Genomic DNA, 22,688 nt, shown 5'->3' with positions numbered 1-22,688 from the left:
ATTTATTATTTTGCTTTAGAAAATCCCTTAAATCCTTTGATTGAATATTCAAATTCATCGTATGTAAAGTTATTAGTTAAACCTTTAATTTTGACATTTACATCAATTATTCCGGGCTTGTTTTGATTTATTTTTGCATCACTAAATTCAACTACTAAAGGCTCAAAAAGATCTGTTTGTGTATCAAAATTAATTAAGTATCCGTTAATAAAAGTTGTAGCTACTCAATTTAAAAACAGAAGTTGGTTTTGGCCAGAATAATAAAACTCATATGGATCAATTTCACTTTGCTTTTTACCTCAAAACAAAGATTTTGAGCTCAGTTTTTCAATAGATAAATCTAGGTTTTTAATAAAAATATCTTTAAATTCATTGTAGTGAATTTGACTTGTTGCAATCATGTTACCTTGCTCATCTTTTTCATATGAATTATAATGATATAAGTCAAAAAGATCATCATTATCCAGGTTTGTTTTATACCCTGTAAAAAGGTGTTTATGAGATGAAAAATCAATTGAATAAAGATAAGTTATATCTAATAAATTATCTTCTTTGTCATATTTATTTAAGTAGATTTTATCAATTGAATGTGAATTATTAAGTAAATTAGTGCTACTTGAATTTTCTATATCTATTTTATAGACATATTTGTCTCTAAGGTAATCAGGAATATTTATTTTTAAATAATCGTTTGCTTGCTTAATAAATGCTAAAAATCCTTTGGCTGTCATTTTATAATCTAAAATACCGTTTTCTAAAATATCTTCAGAATCTCTAATTCCTAATAGATTATTTTCAAGTGCGATATTAAAGTTTCGAACTTGCTCATTAAATAAAGCAACTTCATCTCGAATTTCTAATTTAAATGAAGTTGGAAAGCTAGGTGTGCGATTGTAATTAAAGAAATCAAAAAGAAAAGCAGATGAATTTTTAAATATCTCTTTATCCTCTTGATCATAAAAAGTTATTTGTAAATAAAGTTTATCTAAAGAATAATTAAGTGGATGTATTTTTACTCTTTTTAAACTTTTTCCATTAAATTTATAGGCTTTAAAGTAAAAAGTCAAAAGTTTTTCTAAATACTCAATTTGTTCCTGATTATTTACAAAGCCAATCATTCTCATATTACTTGTTTTGATCAGATTTGGAAAAATTGAATAATATTTGTCCAGGTTGGAAGTTATATCCAAAAGAGCTAATTGAATGTTTTTAACATACAAATTACCATCAAAGAAGTCTTTTTTGATTGAACTGATTCTATTTTTGTTTAATTGAAGCACAAGCGAATCCAGATCATATTCATTAGTGAAAAGTACATCAAAATTCGAAATATTTTCTAGGTATTTCTCTTGATAGTTATTTTCAGTTGTTATTACTGTTTCTCCTTTGTTATAAAAATTACTTAATTGCTTTAAGAAAAGAAATTGATCTTTGTTGTAAATTTGATTATTCAGTTCTTTTTCAATCGTAATTTTTTGCGCATCATTACAACTAATGAAAACACTTGGGAGAGCAAATGTTGATAATGAAAGTAAAAAAATCTTTTTATTTTTTTTCATATCTAAATTATATTGAATCATTATTTTTATATACAAAAAAATCCAGAATAACTCGGATTTTATTAAATAGCAAACGAAATGTCACACCCTTGATTTTATACATCTTGGATAAAATTTGAATTAAAAAGAGTGAATATGAGTGTATTTAAAATTACAAGATATAAAAAAATTCCTTTTGTAGAACTGTTTTTATAAAAACATAGTTCACATAAAAGGAATTGTAATGTATTAATTATTTATTTTCATACTCATCTTCTAAACCAAAAATTTCACAAAGACATAAATATGCAGCATATCTCTTTGCTTGTTTTTTAGAATCTCAACTTGCAGTTCAAGATATATCTTCGCTTTTTACTTCACAAGTCACTTCTCAAAAAGGATCTCCGTCTTCATCGTATAACTCTTCTTCTGGTATGTCATATTCTGGCATTGAAATATAACCTTTTTGAGCTAAATTGTGAAGTGTAGAAATTGAATTTCGTAGAGTTAAATCTTCTGGACATTCATCATTAATTGTCCATAATTCATCATGTTTTCATAAATCATCATATGCTTCTTTAGCAACTAATCTTCTTCCTTCTGATTTGCTATCTGAAAATACTTGATATAATTTTTGGCCTCTTGGTGTACTAAGACTCAATTTCACAAGATATTTTTTATTTTCATAATTTCGTATATAAATTGTAGTAAAACCGAAATCAAACGGATCTCTTTTCTTTGAGTAACAATCAATAAATTCATAAACTGGAATTTCGCCATGTTCTTTTTGGTTTCACTCTTGAATAAATGTTACATAATCTTCTTCTTTGAAATTTTTATCTAGAAGATTTTCGATGTTTAACATCATTTCTACAGATTCTTCTAAAGATTTTGGATCTCAATTTGAATCAATGGCAATTGCTCCTAAAATAGCTTCAAATAAATCTTCTTTAACAGATGCTTCTTCGTGGCGTTTTTGCTTAATGTCGCCTTTGCCCATATAAAGAAGATCTTCTAGATCCATTTCTTCAATTCTGTTTGCAAGTGTGCGTTTATTGACAAGTCTTTTCTTTAAATTGGTTAAACTACCTTCTGTTTTGTATTTGCGAGTAGCAAATTCATCTCAATCATTTTGAAATCCGTATTTATCCATCAAAATTTTAGTGACATATAAATTTAGGACTGTATCACCGATAAATTCTAAAACTTCGTTATTTTCTCCGCCCTCTTCAATAGAAAAACTTCTTCTTGTGAATGCTTGATATAGTAATTCTTTATTTTGAAATTCGTAACCAATTTGGCTTTCGACAACTTCAATATAATCATTTAAATTTCTCATAAAAACCTCCTAAAACATTAATGCATTAGAAGGTAAATAAAAATTCTACAAAATAATTGCATTTGAAAAAAGACAAAATATTTTATAGAATATAAATTTCCAAAATTTCTTTATAAACCACTTTTGTTGAATTTTCCCCACTGTTAATAAGGCAAATTCAACAAAGAGAATTCCATAACTTAATTTGAGAGATTTACACTCTTTATTCATCTTTTGACACTAAAATTGTAATAAAAAATTATGAAATTTTTAAGCAAATTGACAAAAATTGCATAAAAAAACTAACGACTATACATCGTTAGACACTAAAACATGGTGCGCAAGAAGGGACTCGAACCCTTATGCCGGAGGCACTAGAGCCTAAATCTAGCGTGTCTGCCAATTTCACCACTCGCGCTTAAAAAAGTTATAAAAAAATATGCTTATGCATATGGTGCCGTCTATAGGACTCGAACCTACGACCTACTGATTACAAGTCAGTTGCTCTACCAACTGAGCTAAGACGGCGTGGTGGAAGATAAGGGACTCGAACCCATGACATTCGCCTTGTAAGGGCGACGCTCTCCCAGCTGAGCTAATCTTCCATAAATGGCAGTCTGTACGGGGATCGAACCCGTGCATGCATGGATGAAAACCATGTGTGTTAACCGCTTCACCAACAGACCATATAATGGCGCCGATTATTGGGATTGAACCAACGACCAACTGGTTAACAGCCAGCTGCTCTACCGCTGAGCTAAATCGGCATCTTGTGTTTGTTTGCTAAATTATTATAGCATAAAAATTTTTATTAACAAAATATTTTTTAATTTTTTGCTAATCGAACATCACTTGCGGTGTGTTCGTTATTTATCATACATTAAAAATATAAAACAAAAGCTTTTTTTATATTTTTTCAATTTTTATGCATATTATTAAATGGATTATAAAAAGTAATAAAATTATATACAAAAGTATTAATCTAATAATTATTATTTAATTATCAAAATCTTCAAGAAGAGGTTTACATTAATGAAAATTATTGAAAATGTTACAGTTGTAAACGCTGATAGCACAATTGAATGTGCAGACATTTATATCGAAAATGACAAAATATCTAAAATCATTGCTAAAGAAGGACAAAAATCAGATAAGCTCGCTATCCCAGGATTTATTGATACACACATTCATGGTTTTGTAGGTTATGATGTAATGGAAGGCACTAAAGCTACAGAAATTATTTCTGAGAATTTAGCCAAATACGGAGTTACTTCTTTCATGCCTACTGCAATGACTAATTCATGAGAAAAAATTCTTGCTTCTTTAAATGAAATTAGCTTGAACCAAAAATGAGTAAGCAAAAACTTAGGACTTCACATTGAAGGTCCATATATTGGTGAAAATAAAAAAGGTGCTCATAAATCTGAATGATTATTAAAAGCTAGTGATGCAAATTTAAATCAAATGTATCAAGCTTCTAATAAAATGTTAAGAAAAATTTCATTTGACCCTAAAATGGTCGATCTTAATGTGCTTAAAAAAATGTTTGATCTTAACATCATTCCTTCAATTGGGCATTCAGATGCTTCATTTGATATTTCCCAAGAATACTTTGCAAATGGTTGTGCTTCGGTGTGTCATTTATGAAATGCAATGAGTGGGGTTGATTCAAGAAAACCAGGAATGGCGCAAGCTGCTTTAATGAATCCTAATGTATATACTGAATTAATTGTTGATTTAAATCACGTAAGTGCTCAGACAGTAAAATTCACTATCCAAAACAAAGGCGTTGATAAAGTGTATTGCGTTTCTGATGCAATTAAACCAGCATATGGTCCAAATGGTGATAGCATCTCAGGTGGAGTTGCTGTGGTTAAGCAAGATTTACTAATTACAATTAAAGAAAACGGAACTATCGCAGGAAGTGGAATTACCCTTTATGATAGCTTTAAAAACATCATTAAGCTTGGATATTCGCTTGAAAATGCAGTTGCTCTTACATCAACAAATGTTGCTACAATGATGAATTTAGATCTTGGTGCTATTAAAGAAAATAAAATAGCTGACCTTGTTATTTTAGATAAAAAGAATTTAGATATTTTAGGTGTTTATGTAAACGGAAACAAAATCTAAGGAGAAATAATGAAAAACGAAATTAAGGTACAAATTTTCCCTACTTATAACCAGCTTTCAGAAAAAGCTGCACAAATGTTTATTGACCAAATTAATAGCAAAGCAGATAGTAGAATTTGCTTTGCTACAGGATTAAGCCCAATTGAAACTTATAAAAACTTAATTAAAGCTTACCAAGATAAAAAAGTAAGCTTTAAAGATGTTGTAAGCTTTAATTTAGACGAATATGTTGGTATTGAAGAAACAAACAAATGTTCATACCACTACTTTATGAATGAAAACTTATTCAATCACATTGATATTCAAAAACAAAACATCAACTTCCCTAACGGAAATGGAAATATTGCAGAAAATGCAGATGAATTTAACAAAAGAATTGATGCTCTTGGTGGAATTGATTTTATGATTTTAGGAATTGGTACAAATGGGCACATCGCCTTTAATGAACCTGGGTCACAAAAAGATCAATTAACAAGAGAAGTACAACTTACACAAAGCACAATTGAATCAAATAAAATTTACTTTGATAACCCTAATGATATTCCAAAAACCGCTATTTCTTTAGGGATTGGTAATATTTTAAGTGCTAAAAAAATTATTTTAGTAGCTTCAGGATCATCAAAATCTCAAGCTATTTATGATGCTGTTAAAGGTCCTGTTTCTTCAGATTGTCCAGCTAGTTTCTTACAATTACACAATGATGTAACATTCTTAATCGACAAAGAAGCAGCTAAATTGTTATAAAAACAAAATCTAAAATGTGTAAATGATTACACATTTTATTTTTGCCCTTTTTTGCGCTACCTAAATTACTGTGGTAAATTTTGTAAAATTTAAAAACTATTAACATTGATAATAAGGAGTTATTATGGTTATCAAAGGTATCGGAGCATCTAAAGGTGTTGCAATTGCAGAGGTATTCAAAATTGAAGAATTACCTATGGACATTACAAAAACATCTTCAGATCCAGACAAAGAATTAAAATTATACGAAGAAGCGCGTGAAAAAGTTTTAGTTAAATTAGAAAAAACAAGAGAACTTGCTTCAAACCCTGAGCATGCAGCAATTTTTGATGCTCACATTAGTTTCGTGCTTGATCCAGCTGCTATTGATGGTGTAAATGCTGAAATTAAAAATGGTTCATCTGCAGAATATGCAGTTAAAACATTCTATGACCAATTTGCAGCTATTTTTGAATCTATGGATGATGAATATATGCGTGAAAGAGCAGCCGATATTAAAGACGTGGCTAAAAAATTATTATTTGCTCTTAACGGAATTGAAGAACCAGATCTTTTAGCAATTGATAAAGAAGTTATTATTGTTGCTGAAGATCTTTCTCCAAGTCAAACAGTTCAATTGAACCGTAATTTTGTTAAAGGTTTTGTTACAAACATTGGTGGGCCTACATCACATACAGCTATTATGGCTCGTTCACTTGGAATCCCTAGTGTTGTTGGAACAAACTCAATTATGGAACACTCAAAAATGGGCGATGTAATTGCACTTGATGGAAGTAAAGGTGAAGTTGTAGTTAACCCTTCAGAAGAAGAACTTGTAAGATACAAAAAAGCTCAAGAAGAATATGCAAATTACTTAGAAAAACTTAAATTATTAAAAGGTAAAGCATCAGTTACAAAAGATGGTAAACATGTTGAACTTGCAGTAAACATTGGTTCACCAAAAGAAATTGAAGCTGTTTTAGAAAATGACGGTGAAGCTGTAGGACTTTTCAGATCAGAGTTCTTATATATGGATAATGAAAATTGACCAACAGAAGAAGAACAATTCCAAGCATATAAATCAGCAGTTGAAGGAATGAACGGAAAAAGAGTTGTTATCCGTACTTTAGATATTGGTGGAGACAAAACTTTAAAATACTTTAAGTTCCCTGATGAATTAAACCCATTCTTAGGATATAGAGCTATTAGATTCTGTCTTTCAAATTTAGACATTTTCGAAACACAATTAAATGCTTTAATTCGTGCTAGTGAATTCGGAAAAGTAGCAATTATGTTCCCAATGATCACAAATGTTCAAGAATTTATCGATGCAAAAGAAGTGTTTAACAGATGTTATGACAAAATGCTTGCTAAATATCCAAACATTGCTAAAAAAGAAGATATTGAAGTTGGACTTATGATGGAAACGCCAGCAGCTGCTGTGCTTTCAGACAAATTCTGTAAATATGCAGATTTTGTGTCAATTGGTACAAACGACTTAATTCAATACTCAATGGCTGCAGATAGAATGAATGAAAACATTTCATATCTTTATCAACCATTAAACCCATCTATTCTTAAATTAATTAAATATGTTATTGATGGAGCACACAAACATGGTAAATGAGCTGGTATGTGTGGAGAAATGGCTGGTGATCAAAAAGCATTGCCTATCTTATTAGGACTTGGTCTTGATGAATTCTCAATGAGCGCAAGAAGCGTGCTTCCAGCTAGAGAACTTATTAACAATCTTTCATATGAAGAATGCAAAAAAATCGCTGAAAAAGCTTTAGAACTCGATACAGATAAAGAAGTTCAAGAATTATTAGCCAAAAGCTTTTAATAAGCATTAAAGAGCCCTTTAAGGGTTCTTTTTTATGCAAAAAAACGACATCAAATAGATGCCGTTTTACTTTTAACTATTTAATAACCAAATTAAGCTGTTGGTTGAGAATCGGTTGATGGATTAGGTGATTCAGAATCTGATACTGGTTGTTCTCTATCTGTTGCAACTTCTTCATCTGATGAATCATCAGATTCTACCGCTGCATTTTCATGAGGAATTGTGAATGATTGTGGATATTGTTGTCCATCTTTTCCTTCGATTACAAATGAAAGAACACCTGATTGCTTATTGAAAGAAATGCCTTTAAGATATTTATCATTTGAGAATGCGATTAATTCTACCACTTCTGCTTCTAATTTTAACATATCTTTTCCTGCAATTTTACCTGAACCTTTTGGTGCTAAAGTTCAATTTGGTTTGTAAAGTTGGAATTCAAAAGTTAAAACATTTGCTTGGGCTTGTTTAAATTTATTTTTATTGTTTTTTATTTGATCATTAATAGCAAGAACTTTTTCAACTGTTAACCCTTCTACTAATGTAATTTTTCCTGTAAATGGTGTTGTTTCAACGGTTTCTTCAGGTTCATTGGTTTCTGGTTCAACATTATTATCTGCGCTAGAACCTGAATCTTCTGGTGTACTTGTTGTGTTTGTTCCTTCTTCGGTTGGATCTGGTTGTTCTGGTGCAACAACTGGCGCAACTTCTTTTTTCAATCCTTTAACAACTACCACTACATAACCGTTAAATCCTTTGGCTTTAGGATCTTCTGGGTATTCTGTGGTTGTTTCTCCTAATGAATTAAGGTAAAGTGCATTTTCATCTGTTGGTTTGTTTAATAACATTTTGTATGACACTACACCTGCTTTTTTATCAGCATTTAATACTTCAAATGCAACTTGGTATCTTTCAACAAAGTGTGCACCTAAAGGAATTTCTACACCTCTTACTGTGATTGAGCTTGGTAATACAGTAATTTGTTTAAGAATTTCTGGTGTAAATTCTTCTGGAGAAATTTCTGATTTTTCTCTTTGTTCAAATGCACTAGCAAGGTTAACTTCGATTGATTCTGTAAGTGGAACTTTATCTAATTTTGGATGTGAAGCTGAATCGAATTTAGAGCCAAGAACAAATCCTGTTAAGACTAATTTTTGGAATCCTCCAACTTCAATACTTTTATCTGCTTTTTTGTTATAGAAAAGAACAGATTCTGGCTCGATAAATGCCATTTTTGTATATGTAAGTTTTCCTTCTAATGGTTTACTTTCAACATTAACGTGAACTTTTCCTCTCATTCCTGGTTTTTCTGTTAATGTAAAGGCGTTAGTTGTGTCATAGAAAGCGTTGTTAATTTTATCAAAGATTTTTCCTGATCTTGGAACAACTAATTTTACTTTACTTTCATTGAAAATTGAAATATATGAATTAGCAAGTGATTCAGTAAGAATTTCATCCACTTGTGTTTCGTTTAAGTATCCGCTTTGTTCAATTTTTTTACTTGCAACTAAGTTTGCATCACCACTTTCGTTTGGTGTACTTATTTCTATATTAAATTGTTTTTTACCATCTTTGTATAATGTTTCTAATTCTCTATATTGATCTAATCTTGTAAGATCTTGTTCTAATTTAAGTAATTCATCTCCAAGAACTGAAGTAGTAACATTAACTGACACTAAATCTAAGTGTTCTTGTTTTACAGATGGATTTGAATCTTTAATTTGAAGTGAAATAACTAAGTCTGTAGCTTTAGCTCCAAATGGTGTTTTTGAAGCAGCTTCAGGGTTTAAGCTAATCACTAGGTTATTTTCTAAAATACTGTTAAGCATTTCTTGTGTAACAACTGTCTTAGTTGAAGTTTTAGGTTCTTCAACTGGTTTAGCAGGTGTTGTTGTACCTGTAGTTGTCTCACCTTTATTTTTAGAATCTTTGTTTTCAACTTTTTTTGTATCATTACATGAAACTACTGAAAATGTTGAGACTGCTGTCAAGATTGTAGCACTCGATAATAATAAATTTCATTTCAATTTCATAAAACTCCTAAAATTTTGTATTTTATACAAAAATTTTAAACAAAACACGCATAAAAATTTAGAAAAGTTAGTTTTATTAAATAGCAAACGAAATGTCACACCCTTGAGTTTTAAATTAAAAATCTACATCTTAGATAAAATTTTAATTGATAAAGGAGTGACTATGGGTGTGTTTAAAATAACAACACATAAAAAAATGAGCTATTACGAAGAAAGAAAGGCTCAAATAATAGCAGGTATTATAAGGTTTTGAAACAAAAGAACAAACAAAGAACTTGCTAGGATGTATCACGTCAGCGTCAGAACAATAATTAGATACAAACAAGAAATAAAACCATTTATAGAAAATGGTACTTTTAACGTTGCTCACAAAGGTAGAAAAAATGAAAATGCACTCAAATATAATGATGAAACTATAAATAAAATTATGTGTGATTATTACGATTTTTCTGAAGAATTTTTTCCTAAAAAAGCAACTATTAACACCGCTCCTTTTTGACTTTATTATTATGAAAAAGTAAAACAAAGTTTTAATATTAGTTATTCACAAGCTTTTAGAAGAGTTAAAAAGCAAGGTTTCATTAACATCCAAATGACAAGAAAAGGTAAAAGAGAATCTAGAAAAATTAGAAGATTGCTTGAACAAGAAATTGGTGAAAAAACTTCACTTTTCACAAGAATTGGTTCTTTAGAAATAGATGAACGTGAGAAGAAAAGAAAAAGCGTTTATCAAGCTAAAAATATACATTTAAAATTTGGTGAAAATGTTGAATTAGATGCTTGTCAAGAAATATTTTTCGGGGATAAAAAAGTTTTCATTTACCACGCAATTGATTCAGCTACAGGTAAATTACTTGAACTTCAATGTGAAGAGCAAGAAACAAATGTGGGATACCAAAAGCTAATTGATAAACTCTTTAAAAAATATGGATTTCCTTCAAATATAACAACAGATCGTAGAAGAACTTTTTGAGGTTCGGAAAAAACATACACAATGTTTGAAGAGGCTTTAATCGATAGAGGAATTACTTTATTTGTGTCGTCTAACCCTAAAGATAAGCCAAATGTGGAAAGATCTTTTGCTAGTGCTCAAAATTATTACCCTTATTTATTTAAAAATAAAGGTATTGATTCTATTGAAAAGTTAAATAAAAGAAGCGAAGAAATTATTGATGAATATAATAGACATTTTCAAAAAACAGAAGGTAATAAAGAAAGCAAATTTATCAAAAACGATCCTAGTTCAAATATTTACGATTTTTCTTTAAGAATTAGAAGAAGAGTAAATAATGGAGTCGTTATGTATAAAAATAAAATGCTCGCCCCTTACGACGAACATAATAAAAGATTAATGTTTTTTTCACAAAGCGGAAAAGATATTAATTTATGTTTAGATGTAAACCAAAACTTATATTTCGAAATCAATAATAAGAAATATATTGCAAAAGTAGTTGAAGAATCTGAATTGAATGAAACCGAAATTTATGCTTTAGCTAAAGGGTTAGATATTTCTATCCCACAAGTACATGTGATTGCAAAGGCAATTGTAAATTCTAGAAAATTCACTTTAGCACAGTCACAATTAAGACATTTTCCCGACGAAATTCTCAAAAATGAAAATGCACAAAAGATAATCAAAATACTTGAAAGAAGTGAAGAAATTTTGTTAAAACTTTATAACTTACTTGAAAAAGATATAGAGTGAAAAGATAAAGTTGCATTTATTGACAACTAATATCACAAAACATATTTTATAATCAACAATTTCTTTATGAATTTTGAAGTTCTTTTGCTTCTTTTCTGCGAAAGAAAAGAAGGCCCGTGCGGCAGCACAAATATTGAATTTGTAAAACCAAAAACTAACATACACAATTAATTGATTTTGTTAATTCAATACTTGAATTTTATTTCAATAATTAATATCAAAACTGCTTGTGTTGAATTCTTAAGAATTCAATATAATTATATTAAAAGAAACAAACAAGAGTGACAATTCGTTTAATAATTTACAAACAAAACACGCATAAAAATTTAGAAAAGTTAGTTTTTTTTCACGTTTTATTGAAAAGTTTGATTTACTTATGAAAAAATCTTTATTATTGCATTTTTATGTTATGAAAAAAATAAATTTATTGTATAATAAATTAGCACATAAATATTGTGATGCCAATCTTGGCACCATAGCCAAATGGCCAAGGCATGAGTCTGCAAAACTTTGATTACGGGTTCGAATCCCGTTGGTGCCTCCAATTTATGCGCCCGTAGCTCAATTGGACAGAGTGTTAGGTTACGGCCCTAAAGGTTGCGGGTTCGACTCCTGCCGGGCGCGCCATATAGTATTTATTACTACCAAATCTCACATTAAATGTGAGATTTTTTTATTTTTAAATTAACAATCAAATAACTCAAAATAAGCTTAATAAATGCCCAAATTTGAATAAAAAAAGCAATATAAATTAAAATTCATATTGCTTTATGTTTTGAGTAAAATAAGGCTTAAAAACGTTAATTAAACGATGTAATTTGAAGGTTTTTAAAGTTCTTAGGATCTTGTTGCATAACTTTAAAAATACGGTAATAAATTTCAGAGACAAACATTCTTCCTTCCATTGCATAAAGACGCATTCCGTCATTTTGTTCTTTGGATAAAATTTGGAAAAAGATAGTGACTTTGTCTTTGATTTCATCTGGCATTCATGAAGAAAGAAGAATAATTTTAGCTTCAGTATATTTGATTAAATCAATCATTCAAGAGTGCTGAAGTGATACTGAATTTACAATGATAACATCATCTTTGTTAAGAAGTCTTGAAATTCCAATTTGCTCATATTTATTTCAAACAATAATAGCCGTTTTATTCATTCTAAGAAGCTTAATTTGAAAATCCATATTATTACCTAAAGCTCCAGATACCCCAATAAAGAAGTTCCGGTGCGCTTTATTGATTAATTCAGCTGCTTGAACTATTTTTTGATCTTCATTATTCTCAATTTCATATTTAGCATTAATTGAGCTATTATGTAAAAAGAAAATTTCTTTGGCATTATTAACTTCAAACACCTTGACAAAAATACTAAGCGCTGAAGGACTAACCCCGATTTCTTCACAAAATTCGACACCTCTTTCGATGCGTTGTTTCATTTTTAACTTATGAAGAAGTTGTTCTGCAATATAACCGTTAATATTGCTTTTTTCTTTCTTGATTTTAATCAATTTAGCTAAATATTGATCAGCAGATATTTCAAAAGTTTCTGTTTTTCCCATAACTTTATAATTATAAAATAATTAAAAATTTAATCTTATAAATTAAAAATTTTTATTTTTAATAGTGTTAAAATTTTGTTATGGAAAAATTACAAATAAAAGACGCCAAAGAGTTAGAATTATCATTTGATTTTAAAATCAAAAGTTTTGAAAATAGAAATTTTGTAATTGCTGTTAATGGAATGCTTAGAGACATTCAATATAGTCCAAGTTTTAATGAGTGATTTATTGAGGATTTAATTTATTTCCTTGAAAAAAATAGATATCAACTTCGTTGAGACGTTCAAATTGTTCTTTTAGAAAACCTTGAATCATTAAAGTTAAGCAAAGAACACTTACAAAGTTTAAAAGACTTTTTGGTTTCAAATATCACAAACTTTGATATTACATTTAAATAGATAATGGCGAAGGTCATTATTTTTTATATCTATTTTTTTGAATTAAAAGATAAAATGTATGTTCTAAATATACATATTTTTATGCTACTAAGTGAGAAAGGTAATAAAAAAACTCCACTAGGGAGTTATTTGTCCTCTGAAAACTGAATAGTAAATTTTTTATAATAATTCATTAAAATGTCTTGAATAACATCTTAACTTTTAAACCTATCAATTTATTAGTAATGGTCAGCTGAATGTATTACTACACTTACACTTCCATCCTATCAACCTCGTAGTCTACAAGGAATTTCAAGGGAATACTCATCTCTGAGGAGGCTTCCCACTTAGATGCTTTCAGCGGTTATCCCTTCCGTACTTAGCTACCCAGCTATGCTCCTGGCGGAACAACTGGAACACCAGCGGTACGTCCACTCCGGTCCTCTCGTACTAAGAGCAGCTCTCATCAATATTCCAACGCCCACATCAGATAGGGACCGAACTGTCTCACGACGTTCTGAACCCAGCTCGCGTACCGCTTTAATTGGCGAACAGCCAAACCCTTGGAACCGACTCCAGCTCCAGGATGCGATGAGCCGACATCGAGGTGCCAAACCTTGCCGTCGATGTGATCTCTTGGGCAAGATAAGCCTGTTATCCCCAGGGTAACTTTTATCCGTTGAGCGACTGCCGTTCCATGACGTACAGCCGGATCACTAAGTCCTGCTTTCGCACCTGCTCGACTTGTAGGTCTCGCAGTCAAGCACACTTCTACCTTTGCGCTCTACATATGGTTTCTGACCATATTGAGTGTACCTTTGAACGCCTCCGTTACCTTTTAGGAGGCGACCGCCCCAGTCAAACTACCCACCACGCACTGTCCCCCCACCGGATAACGGCGGCAGGTTAGAAACTCAACATACCAAGGGTGGTATTTCAACGGCGACTCCCTTAAGGCTAGCGCCTTAAGATCAACGTCTCCCACCTATCCTACACATGTTAGGCCAAGTTCCAATACGAAGTTGTAGTAAAGCTCCATGGGGTCTTTTCGTCTTGATGCGGGTACCCAGCGTTTTCACTGGGACCATAATTTCACCGAGTCTAGTGTTGAGACAGTTGAGAGATCATTGCGCCTTTCGTGCAGGTCAGTATTTAGCCGACAAGGAATTTCGCTACCTTAGGACCGTTATAGTTACGGCCGCCGTTCACCCGGGCTTCATTTCAACGCTTCGCATAAGCTAACGCATCCACTTAACCTTCGGGCACTGGGCAGGCTTCACCCCCTATACATCACCTTACGGTTTAGCAGAGAGCTGTGTTTTTGATAAACAGTTGCCCCTCACAATTTACTGTGGCCAACTCAAAGTTGGCACCCCTTCTCGCGAACTTACGGGGTCATTTTGCAGAGTTCCTTAACACTAGTTTTCTCGCTCGCCTTAGAATACTCATCTTGGGAACGTGTGTCCGTTCTCGGTACAGGTGACCGTTATTTTAAACGTTTAGAAGCTTTTCTTGGAAGCATGAAATCACATAATTCGCTCAAATGAGCTATGCATCATACATCCCGGTTATAGAGTGCGCATTTAACTACACTCACCAGTTTGCATTTACCCCCAAATCCAATAATGGGTAATGTTATCCTTCTCCGTCACTCCATCACTAATAACAGCCAGTACAGGAATATTAACCTGTTATCCATCGAATACGCCTTTCGGCCTCTCCTTAGGTCCTGACTAACCCTGGGTGGACGAACCTTCCCCAGGAAACCTTTCCCAATAGGCGTTGAGGATTCTCACCTCAAATCGTTACTCATACCGGCATTCTCACTTCTTAGCGCTCCACCAGTCCTCACGGTCTGACTTCACCGCCCTAAGAACGCTCCTCTAACGTACTTTCGTACCCGTGGCTTCGGTATTGTGTTTTACTCCCGTTACATTATTGGCGCAAGATCTCTTGACTAGTGAGCTATTACGCACTCTTTAAAGGATGGCTGCTTCTAAGCCAACCTCCTAGTTGTTTATGAAATCTCACAACCTTTCTGACTTAACACAATTTTGGGACCTTAGCCGACGATCTGGGTTGTTGCCCTCGCGAGCCGGGACGTTAGCACCCCGGTTCCGACTGCATGACAATACACAATGGTATTCGGAGTTTGATTATAGTCAGTACCGCTAGGCGCGGCCATTCCATATTCAGTGCTCTACCACCAAAGTTTAACATCACACGCTAGCCCTAAAGCTATTTCGAGGAGAACCAGCTATCTCCAAGTTCGATTGGAATTTCTCCACTATTCACAAGTCATCCGGGCACTTTTCAGCGTACTACGGTTCGGCCCTCCACTTGGGGTTAGCCAAGCTTCAGCCTGCTCATGAATAGATCACATGGTTTCGGGTATATGACAACATACTAAACGCCCTATTAAGACTCGATTTCTCTGCGGCTCCGCTTTTATCCACTTAACCTCGCATGTTATCATAACTCGCCGGTCCATACTGCAAGATGTACGCCATCACCCTTTAATGGGCTCTGACTAATTGTAAGTAAGTGGTTTCAGAATCTATTTCACTCCCCTCCCGGGGTTCTTTTCACCTTTCCCTCACGGTACTAGTTCACTATCGGTGTCTGGTTAGTATTTAGCCTTACCGGATGGTCCCGGCAGATTCAGACAGGGTTTCACGTGCCCCGCCCTACTCAGGATACTATCAGAAGTCTTTACCATTTCGCTTACGGGAGTATCACCCTCTTTGCTTAGCTTTCCCACGCTATTCTGCTATGATAAAGATTTGTAACTTCATGTAGATAGTCCTACAACCCCGACTAATGTCGGTTTGGGCTCTTCCACGTTCGCTCGCCGCTACTAATGGAATCATTATTTATTTTCTCTTCCTGTTGCTACTAAGATGTTTCAGTTCACAACGTGTCTCGTCTGTATAACTATTTGATTCATTATACAGCAACTAGAAATTACTCTAGCTAGGTTTCCCCATTCGGAAATCCCCGTATCGTAGCTCATATCCAGCTCCACGAGGCTTATCGCAGGTAATCACGTCCTTCATCGACTTCCAGACCCAAGGCATCCACCACAAACTCTTACTTATTTAAAAGTTGTAACAATATTTACCTATTTGTTTGATGTATTCAAAGACATTTCAATAAATTATTATTTTTAGAATAATAATTAACTCGGTATCACAAAACAAATTGACTAATTTATTTTTTGATGTCGTTGTTATATTAATTTAATATCTTTACTTTACTATTCAGTTTTCAAAGAACAAAGAGAGAAAGTTCTCTCAAAACTAGATATATGACATGACCTATTATTTGTCGTTAATATTTAATAATTTTTGTTGTGTTTTTCAGCACTAAACTGAAAGGTGTACTCCGTAGAAAGGAGGTAATCCATCCCCACGTTCTCGTAGGGATACCTTGTTACGACTTCACCCCAGTCACCAGTCCTGCCTTAGGCAGTTGTCTCCGTAGTTAACAAAACCGACTTCGGGCATTACCAGCTCCCATGGTGTGACGGGCGGTGTGTACAAGACCCGAGAACGTATTCACCGTAGCGTAGCTGATCTACGATTACTAGCGATTCCGACTTCATGTAGTCGAGTTGCAGACTACAATCCGAACTGAGAATGGTTTTTTGAGATTTGCTCCACGTCGCCGTATTGCGTCTCTTTGTACCATCCATTGTAGCACGTGTGTTGCCCCACTCGTAAGAGGCATGATGATTTGACGTCGTCCCCACCTTCCTCCCGGTTACCCGGGCAGTCTCCCTAGAACGTTTAACTAAGGACAAGGGTTGCGCTCGTTGCAGGACTTAACCGAACATCTCACGACACGAGCTGACGACAACCATGCACCATCTGTCATTCTGTTAACCTCCACTATATCTCTATAGCTTTGCAGAAGATGTCAAGAGTGGGTAAGGTTCTACGCGTATCTTCAAATTAAACCACATGCTCCACCGCTTGTGCGGATCCCCGTCAATTCCTTTAAGTTTCACTCTTGCGAGCATACTACTCAGGCGGATGATTTAATGCGTTAGCTGCGCCGATGAGTTCCCCATCAGCTAATCATCATCGTTTACGGCGTGGACTACCAGGGTATCTAATCCTGTTTGCTCCCCACGCTTTCGTCTCTCAGTGTCAATATATGTCCAGTTAGCTGCCTTCGCCATGTTGATGTTCTTCCTTATATCTACGCATTCCACCGCTTCACAAGGAATTCCGCTAACCTCTACACAATTCTAGTTTGCCAGTATCCAATGCAATTTGGGGTTGAGCCCCAAGTTTTCACACCAGACTTAACAAACAACCTACAGACGCTTTACGCCCAATAATTCCGGATAACGCTTGCAACCTATGTATTACCGCGGCTGCTGGCACATAGTTAGCCGTTGCTTTCTGATAAAGTACCGTCAAGGTCAAGGCATTTCCTCCTCGACTTTTTCTTCCCTTATAACAGCAGTTTACAACCCGAAGGCCTTCATCCTGCACGCTGTGTCGCTCCATCAGGCTTTCGCCCATTGTGGAAAATTCCCTACTGCTGCCTCCCGTAGGAGTCTGGGCCGTATCTCAGTCCCAGTGTGGCGGATCAGTCTCTCAACCCCGCTAAACATCATCGCCTTGGTGAGCCATTACCTCACCAACTAGCTAATGTTACGCACCCCGATCCCCTTGTGAAGCTTTAAAGGCTCCTTTTATAAATACCTCATGCGAGATATTTAAGTATCCGGTATTAGCGCTAATTTCTCAGCGTTATCCCAATTAAGGGGGCACGTTAAGTACGTGTTACTCACCCATTCGCCGCTAAGTTCCGAAGAACTCCGCTCGACATGCATGTATTAGGCACACAGCCAGCGTTCATCCTGAGCCAGGATCAAACTCTCGAAAAAATTGACTGTCATGTACATTGTATATATCTAGTTTTCAAAGAACTTTTTAATTCGCAAATGTTGCTAAATTATTATAACACCATTTTTAAAAATCAAAAACTTTTTTTAAATATTTTTTTGAAAAGCTTCGTTTTTAATTTGCGTGATATTATTATACACCAACACCATTTTTGACCAAAACTTTTTTTAACTTTTTTTGAAAATCATTATTAAAGAGTTCATCAACATTATTTATATATGTATAGACATCATTATAAGAAGATCAAATTAAATTAAGTAAATTGACATCCATTCATTTTTGTTCTTCATGAATATTGCAAATAAAACCACCTTCTTCTAAATCAAAATAAACGATTGCTTTATAACTGTTGCAAATTCTACAACTACTGAAGTTGGGAGCTATCCCAAACATAGTTATAAACTGGGTTAAAAAATGCGTATATATATAATTTATATTATAGGGGTTAATTTTAGGAAGAATTTTAAGGTATTTGCTCACAAATAAACTGCGAAATTCACATTGTTTTAAAACCTTAGTAATTTTTAATTTAAATTGGCTAACTGTCTCATCATAAAATTGAAAATTCTCAACAATATGAGCTTTTTTGAGCTTCCCGATTTTTCCTTCAAAACGCGGCTTATAATATTCAATTCTTACAGGAAGTCCAATTTGTAAATTTGCTCTATTTTTACTCTTTGGTTTAGATAGTCCAAGTGCATATAAATTCAAAATTCCACTATTGGTATAAAATGAAACTATATGAGCATTTTCTTCATAAGGGTAAATATCAAGTACAATCCCTATCATTTCGCTATGAGACATTTTCAATTTTCCTTTTTTTGTATATAATAACAATTAATTACTTTATAAAATAATATTAATATTATATATTTAAATTTCCTATTTAAATAAGTAAGAGGTATTTGCGCATGAGTATTGAAGCTGCACAAGAAATTTTCTACAGGGTAATTATTGCTCAACCAGGAATTGTTTCAATTTTACCCTTAAATAATTCAGGCTCTGAACAAGAACAAGAAGAACTTGATTGGCCATTAGACGAGAAACAAATTTTTAATCGATTACATGTTTTCCAATCAAATCAAGGTTGAGTTTTTAAAGTCAACTTACAAATTCAAAACGATATATCAGTAAATATTATTTCAAAAGAGATCTTACAAAGATTACAATATGAACTTAAAAAGAAAAAAATGAAATTAGATAATTTAACTATTTTCATTAAAGGAGTAATTAATGTCTAAATTTTTAGATGGAGAAAAATTATCCAAAGCTATAATTTCTGGTGCTCATGCATTAGCAAATAACAAAAATAGAATCGATTCATTAAATGTTTTTCCAGTTCCTGATGGTGATACTGGAACTAATATGTCTTCAACATTTTTAGCTACTGTTAAAAACCTTAAAAAACTAAACAATCCAGATGTATCTAAAGTAGCTGCGTCAGTTGCTCATGATACCATTTATGAAGCTAGAGGAAACTCAGGGGTTATTTTAAGCCAAATTTGAAAAGGTTTTGCTCTTGGTGTTGATAAGAGAAAGAAACTTTCTACTAATGATTTAATTATTGCTTTTGAATCAGCTACTCAGAGAGCTTACAAATCAGTGTTTAAACCAATCGAAGGAACTATCTTAACTGTTATTCGTGAAATTTCAGAAAACTTACGTAAAAATCACTTTGATCAAAAAGACCTTGAAATAGAAGATCTTTTTGATGAAATTGTTGCTTACGCTCGTAAAAGTTGTGATGAAACTCCAAATAAATTAAAAACTCTTCGTGAAGTTGGAGTTACTGATAGTGGTGGTGAAGGTTTATACCAAATCTTATGAGGAATGAATGAATTTCTTCACGGAAATCCAGTTAGCTTAAAAGAAGAACAAGAGGAAATCACAGTCTTTATTAGCGATAGCGAGGTTTATGATGGTGAATTTGGATACTGCACTGAGTTTTTAATTGATATGCCAAATTGAAAAGACTTTGACAAAAACAAATTTAACGCTGAACTTGAAAAAATTGCTAACTCATTAGTTATTGTTAATGATGATAACCTTTTAAAAGTGCATGGACACACTTTAAAACCTGGTGATATGCTTAACTTTGGTCAAAAATACGGTGAATTTATCAAAATTAAATCTGAGAATATGACACTGCAAGCTAATGATTCTAAAGCTACAACTATGGAGCTTGCAGATAAAAATTCTCCTAGAGCTCTTTGTGGTGTAGTTTCATGTAATTTAGGAAATGGAATTATTCGAACAATGAAAGAACTTAATTGTGATTACATTGTTGAAAGCGGACAAACTCAAAACCCTTCAGCTCAAGATTTAATTAACGCAATTGAACAAGTTAATGCTGAAACTGTGTTTGTGCTTCCTAATAATTCAAACGTGATTTTATTGGCTCAACAAGCTGCCCAAGTTGTTACTGATAAAAACGTAATTATTGTCCCAACTAAAACTCAAATTCAAGGAATTACAGCAATGATGAATTTCAATAGCGAAATTTCTTCAGAAGATAACTTAGAACAAATGCAAGAAGCAATTGCGGGCGTATCAACTGGTGAAATTACACAAGCTGTGCGTAATACCAAAATTAATAATATTAAAATTAAAGAAGAAGACTTTTTATGTATCTTAGATAACAAAATTGTTGCTTCTGAAAAAGATCTCTTTACAGCTGGTAGAAAATTAGTGGATCGCATGATTAAACCAAAAAATGAAATCGTGTCAATTTATTATGGAGATGAATCTAGCTTAACTGAAGCAGAAGAATTACTTAATTATATTAATAGTAAATATGATATTGAAGTCGAAATTATCGAGGGAAATCAACCAAATTATCACTTTTACATTGGAGTAGAATAATGATTAAGTATAGAATTGCTTTCGATATTAATGGAAATGATAACGGTCCAATGGCCGCTTTTTTTGCTTCACTCAAATTTGCTAAAAATAATCCTGAAATTGAAATTATTTTAGTCGGAAACACTGATGAAATTAAGTACGATCAAGAAATTCCAAGCAATATCAAACTCATTTTAAACAAAAATAAACCAAGTGATATTAAAAATATCCGCGCTATTATCAAAGAAGATTTTTCAATGAATCAAGCTATTGATTTAGTTTTAAATAAAGAAGCTGATGCAATTATTTCTAGTGGTGATAGTGGGGCTTACATTTCTCTTTTAACTCTTAAAGCTAAGCGTATTAACGGAATTAGCCGCCCTGCATTTATGGCTGAAATTAATACAGTAAAAAGAGAAAAAACACTCTTTTTAGATATTGGGGCTAATATTGTAGTTAAACCTGAATATTTATACGAATGAGCCAAGCTAACTAATGCTTTTTATAAGCAAATGCACGGTAAAAATGATCCAAAACTTACTATTTTAAATATTGGAACAGAAGAATATAAAGGGCCAGAGCTCCTTCAAGAATCTGCTAAGTTAATCAAGGAAGATTCAAGCATTAATTTTATCGGTTTTAGCGAACCAAGAAACTTGCTTAAAGGCGATTACGACATTGCTATTTGTGATGGATATGCTGGAAATTTAATTCTAAAAAGTTATGAAGGTGCAATTTTCACATTTAGAGATCTTTTAAAAGAATCAATTATGAAAAAGCTTAAATACAAGCTTGCTGCACTTCTTTTAAAAGGTGCTTTCAAAGATACAATGGAAGTTTTAGATTATCGAAATGCAGCTTCTGGTTGAGTTTTAGGTGTTAATGTGCTAGCTATTAAAAATCACGGGTCTAGCGATCAAAAAAGCTACGAAACAACACTTGAAAAACTTAAAGCATCCTTTGAAAATGATCTTTTAAACAAATTAAAAGAGGTTGCTAATGAATAAAGTAATCACTAAAGCAAATTCACTTGAGCATTTTTTGTTTCTAAACGAAATTGAAACTTCAAATATTAAACTATATCAAGAAGCCATCACTCACTTATCATATTTGGTAAATCATCGATCAGCTCACAGTTATGAAAAGCTAGAATTTTTAGGAGATGCAATTTTGCAGCTGGTTTCTTCAGATTACATTTTCCGTAAATATAATAAGTTGGAGCCTGGATATCAAACTCGACTTAGAGCTAATGTGGTGCGAACCGAAACTCTTGCAAGCATTACTGAATCACTTGGTTTAGTGGAGCTTATCCGTACTGGAAGTGGACAAATGGAAACTGATGTGAAGTTTTCTCAAAAAGTAAGGGCTGATGTTTTTGAAGCAATAGTTGCTGCAGTTTATTTAGACAAAGGATTTCGTTTTGCTGCTAAATTCATTGGTAAATATCTTTTTGACATTATTGATGATATTCATGATGGGCATAACAAAGATTCAAAAACTGAACTTCAAGAATACTTCCAAAGCGTAAGCAAGGAAAATATCCATTATCAAGTTGAACAACTCAGTGATGGAAAATTCAAGGCAAAAGCTATCCATGATAAAATAATTTATGGTAGCGGAATAGGGAATACAAAAAAAGAAGCTGAAACACAAGCAGCTACTGACGCTTTAACTAAGTTAAAAAGCGACAATTAAAGAAGGT

The 22,688-nt window shown here is 32.9% G+C and carries 14 protein-coding genes, 7 tRNA genes and 2 rRNA genes; 11 read left to right on the top strand and 12 right to left on the bottom strand.

Features of this window, described 5'->3' with window-relative positions:
* Positions 1 to 5: 5 nt before the first annotated feature.
* From EXC51_RS02655 to EXC51_RS02625, 7 genes are all read right to left on the bottom strand, one after another.
* Positions 6 to 1,559: an MAG3240 family lipoprotein gene (locus tag EXC51_RS02655; protein ID WP_129620388.1), complete on the bottom strand. Its 1,554-nt coding sequence runs from the start codon at positions 1,557 to 1,559 to the stop codon at positions 6 to 8.
* Positions 1,560 to 1,791: 232 nt separating this feature from the next.
* Positions 1,792 to 2,877 carry a ribonuclease III domain-containing protein gene (locus tag EXC51_RS02650; RefSeq protein ID WP_129620387.1) on the bottom strand — a complete coding sequence of 362 codons (1,086 nt, stop codon included), beginning with the start codon at positions 2,875 to 2,877 and terminating at the stop codon, positions 1,792 to 1,794.
* Positions 2,878 to 3,190: 313 nt separating this feature from the next.
* Positions 3,191 to 3,274, bottom strand: a tRNA-Leu gene (locus tag EXC51_RS02645).
* 34 nt (positions 3,275 to 3,308) lie between these two features.
* Positions 3,309 to 3,384: transfer RNA gene (locus tag EXC51_RS02640), tRNA-Thr, on the bottom strand.
* A gap of 1 nt (position 3,385) precedes the next feature.
* Positions 3,386 to 3,461: transfer RNA gene (locus tag EXC51_RS02635), tRNA-Val, on the bottom strand.
* A 5-nt stretch (positions 3,462 to 3,466) separates the two neighbouring features.
* Positions 3,467 to 3,542: transfer RNA gene (locus EXC51_RS02630), tRNA-Glu, on the bottom strand.
* A gap of 6 nt (positions 3,543 to 3,548) precedes the next feature.
* Positions 3,549 to 3,623 (bottom strand) — tRNA-Asn (locus EXC51_RS02625).
* Between the two features lie 265 nt (positions 3,624 to 3,888).
* Here EXC51_RS02625 and nagA point away from each other — a divergent pair.
* From nagA to ptsP, 3 genes are all read left to right on the top strand, one after another.
* Positions 3,889 to 4,989, top strand: coding sequence for an N-acetylglucosamine-6-phosphate deacetylase (gene nagA, locus EXC51_RS02620; protein ID WP_318024500.1), 1,101 nt, complete (start codon positions 3,889 to 3,891; stop codon positions 4,987 to 4,989).
* 9 nt (positions 4,990 to 4,998) lie between these two features.
* Entirely contained in the window at positions 4,999 to 5,733 is a 735-nt protein-coding gene (gene nagB / locus EXC51_RS02615; protein ID WP_223211656.1) for a glucosamine-6-phosphate deaminase, read from the top strand.
* A gap of 124 nt (positions 5,734 to 5,857) precedes the next feature.
* On the top strand, positions 5,858 to 7,555 hold the full coding sequence (gene ptsP, locus EXC51_RS02610; RefSeq protein ID WP_129620385.1) for a phosphoenolpyruvate--protein phosphotransferase: 1,698 nt from the start codon (positions 5,858 to 5,860) through the stop codon (positions 7,553 to 7,555).
* Positions 7,556 to 7,647: 92 nt separating this feature from the next.
* On the opposite strand, the gene EXC51_RS02605 is transcribed toward ptsP, so the two are convergent.
* Entirely contained in the window at positions 7,648 to 9,585 is a 1,938-nt protein-coding gene (locus EXC51_RS02605; protein WP_129620384.1) for a hypothetical protein, read from the bottom strand.
* Positions 9,586 to 9,688: 103 nt separating this feature from the next.
* Between EXC51_RS02605 and EXC51_RS02600 the strand changes: the two genes are divergently transcribed.
* The 3 genes from EXC51_RS02600 (at position 9,689) to EXC51_RS02590 (ending at position 11,917) form a co-directional block, all read left to right on the top strand.
* Positions 9,689 to 11,320, top strand: a complete 1,632-nt coding sequence (locus EXC51_RS02600; RefSeq protein ID WP_129620239.1) for a hypothetical protein — start codon at positions 9,689 to 9,691, stop codon at positions 11,318 to 11,320.
* A 439-nt stretch (positions 11,321 to 11,759) separates the two neighbouring features.
* A tRNA-Cys gene (locus EXC51_RS02595) sits at positions 11,760 to 11,834 on the top strand.
* 6 nt (positions 11,835 to 11,840) lie between these two features.
* Positions 11,841 to 11,917: transfer RNA gene (locus EXC51_RS02590), tRNA-Arg, on the top strand.
* 173 nt (positions 11,918 to 12,090) lie between these two features.
* On the opposite strand, the gene EXC51_RS02585 is transcribed toward EXC51_RS02590, so the two are convergent.
* Entirely contained in the window at positions 12,091 to 12,849 is a 759-nt protein-coding gene (locus EXC51_RS02585) for a MurR/RpiR family transcriptional regulator (RefSeq protein ID WP_129620383.1), read from the bottom strand.
* A gap of 80 nt (positions 12,850 to 12,929) precedes the next feature.
* Here EXC51_RS02585 and EXC51_RS02580 point away from each other — a divergent pair, with 80 nt between their 5' ends.
* Positions 12,930 to 13,247, top strand: coding sequence for a hypothetical protein (locus EXC51_RS02580; protein ID WP_129620382.1), 318 nt, complete (start codon positions 12,930 to 12,932; stop codon positions 13,245 to 13,247).
* 197 nt (positions 13,248 to 13,444) lie between these two features.
* Here EXC51_RS02580 and EXC51_RS02575 read toward each other — a convergent pair.
* From EXC51_RS02575 to recO, 3 genes are all read right to left on the bottom strand, one after another.
* A 23S ribosomal RNA gene (locus tag EXC51_RS02575) occupies positions 13,445 to 16,330 on the bottom strand.
* Positions 16,331 to 16,616: 286 nt separating this feature from the next.
* Positions 16,617 to 18,126: ribosomal RNA gene (locus EXC51_RS02570) — 16S ribosomal RNA — on the bottom strand.
* Together the 16S and 23S rRNA genes form the textbook arrangement of a ribosomal RNA operon.
* A 151-nt stretch (positions 18,127 to 18,277) precedes the next feature.
* Positions 18,278 to 18,949: a DNA repair protein RecO gene (recO, locus tag EXC51_RS02565; protein ID WP_129620381.1), complete on the bottom strand. Its 672-nt coding sequence runs from the start codon at positions 18,947 to 18,949 to the stop codon at positions 18,278 to 18,280.
* Between the two features lie 107 nt (positions 18,950 to 19,056).
* On the opposite strand from recO, the gene EXC51_RS02560 reads away from it, so the two are divergent.
* From EXC51_RS02560 to rnc, 4 genes are read left to right on the top strand one after another with little or no spacing between them, the layout of a single operon-like run.
* Positions 19,057 to 19,386 (top strand): hypothetical protein, encoded by a 330-nt coding sequence (locus EXC51_RS02560; protein ID WP_129620380.1) that lies wholly within the window; start codon positions 19,057 to 19,059, stop codon positions 19,384 to 19,386.
* Positions 19,379 to 21,007: a DAK2 domain-containing protein gene (locus tag EXC51_RS02555; protein WP_129620379.1), complete on the top strand. Its 1,629-nt coding sequence runs from the start codon at positions 19,379 to 19,381 to the stop codon at positions 21,005 to 21,007. Before EXC51_RS02560 ends, EXC51_RS02555 begins: the two co-directional genes overlap by 8 nt.
* Entirely contained in the window at positions 21,007 to 21,993 is a 987-nt protein-coding gene (gene plsX, locus EXC51_RS02550; RefSeq protein ID WP_129620378.1) for a phosphate acyltransferase PlsX, read from the top strand. The genes EXC51_RS02555 and plsX overlap by 1 nt, the downstream gene beginning before the upstream one ends.
* A complete protein-coding gene (rnc, locus tag EXC51_RS02545) occupies positions 21,986 to 22,681 on the top strand; it encodes a ribonuclease III (protein ID WP_129620377.1) in 696 nt (231 codons plus the stop codon). The genes plsX and rnc overlap by 8 nt, the downstream gene beginning before the upstream one ends.
* Positions 22,682 to 22,688 lie beyond the last annotated feature (7 nt).

It is taken from the genome of Mycoplasmopsis gallinacea (assembly GCF_900660495.1).
GTDB lineage: Bacteria > Bacillota_I > Bacilli_A > Mycoplasmatales > Metamycoplasmataceae > Mycoplasmopsis > Mycoplasmopsis gallinacea.
The sequence above is the reverse complement of the archived record's forward strand: the minus strand, read 5'-3'. Positions and strand labels throughout refer to the sequence as shown.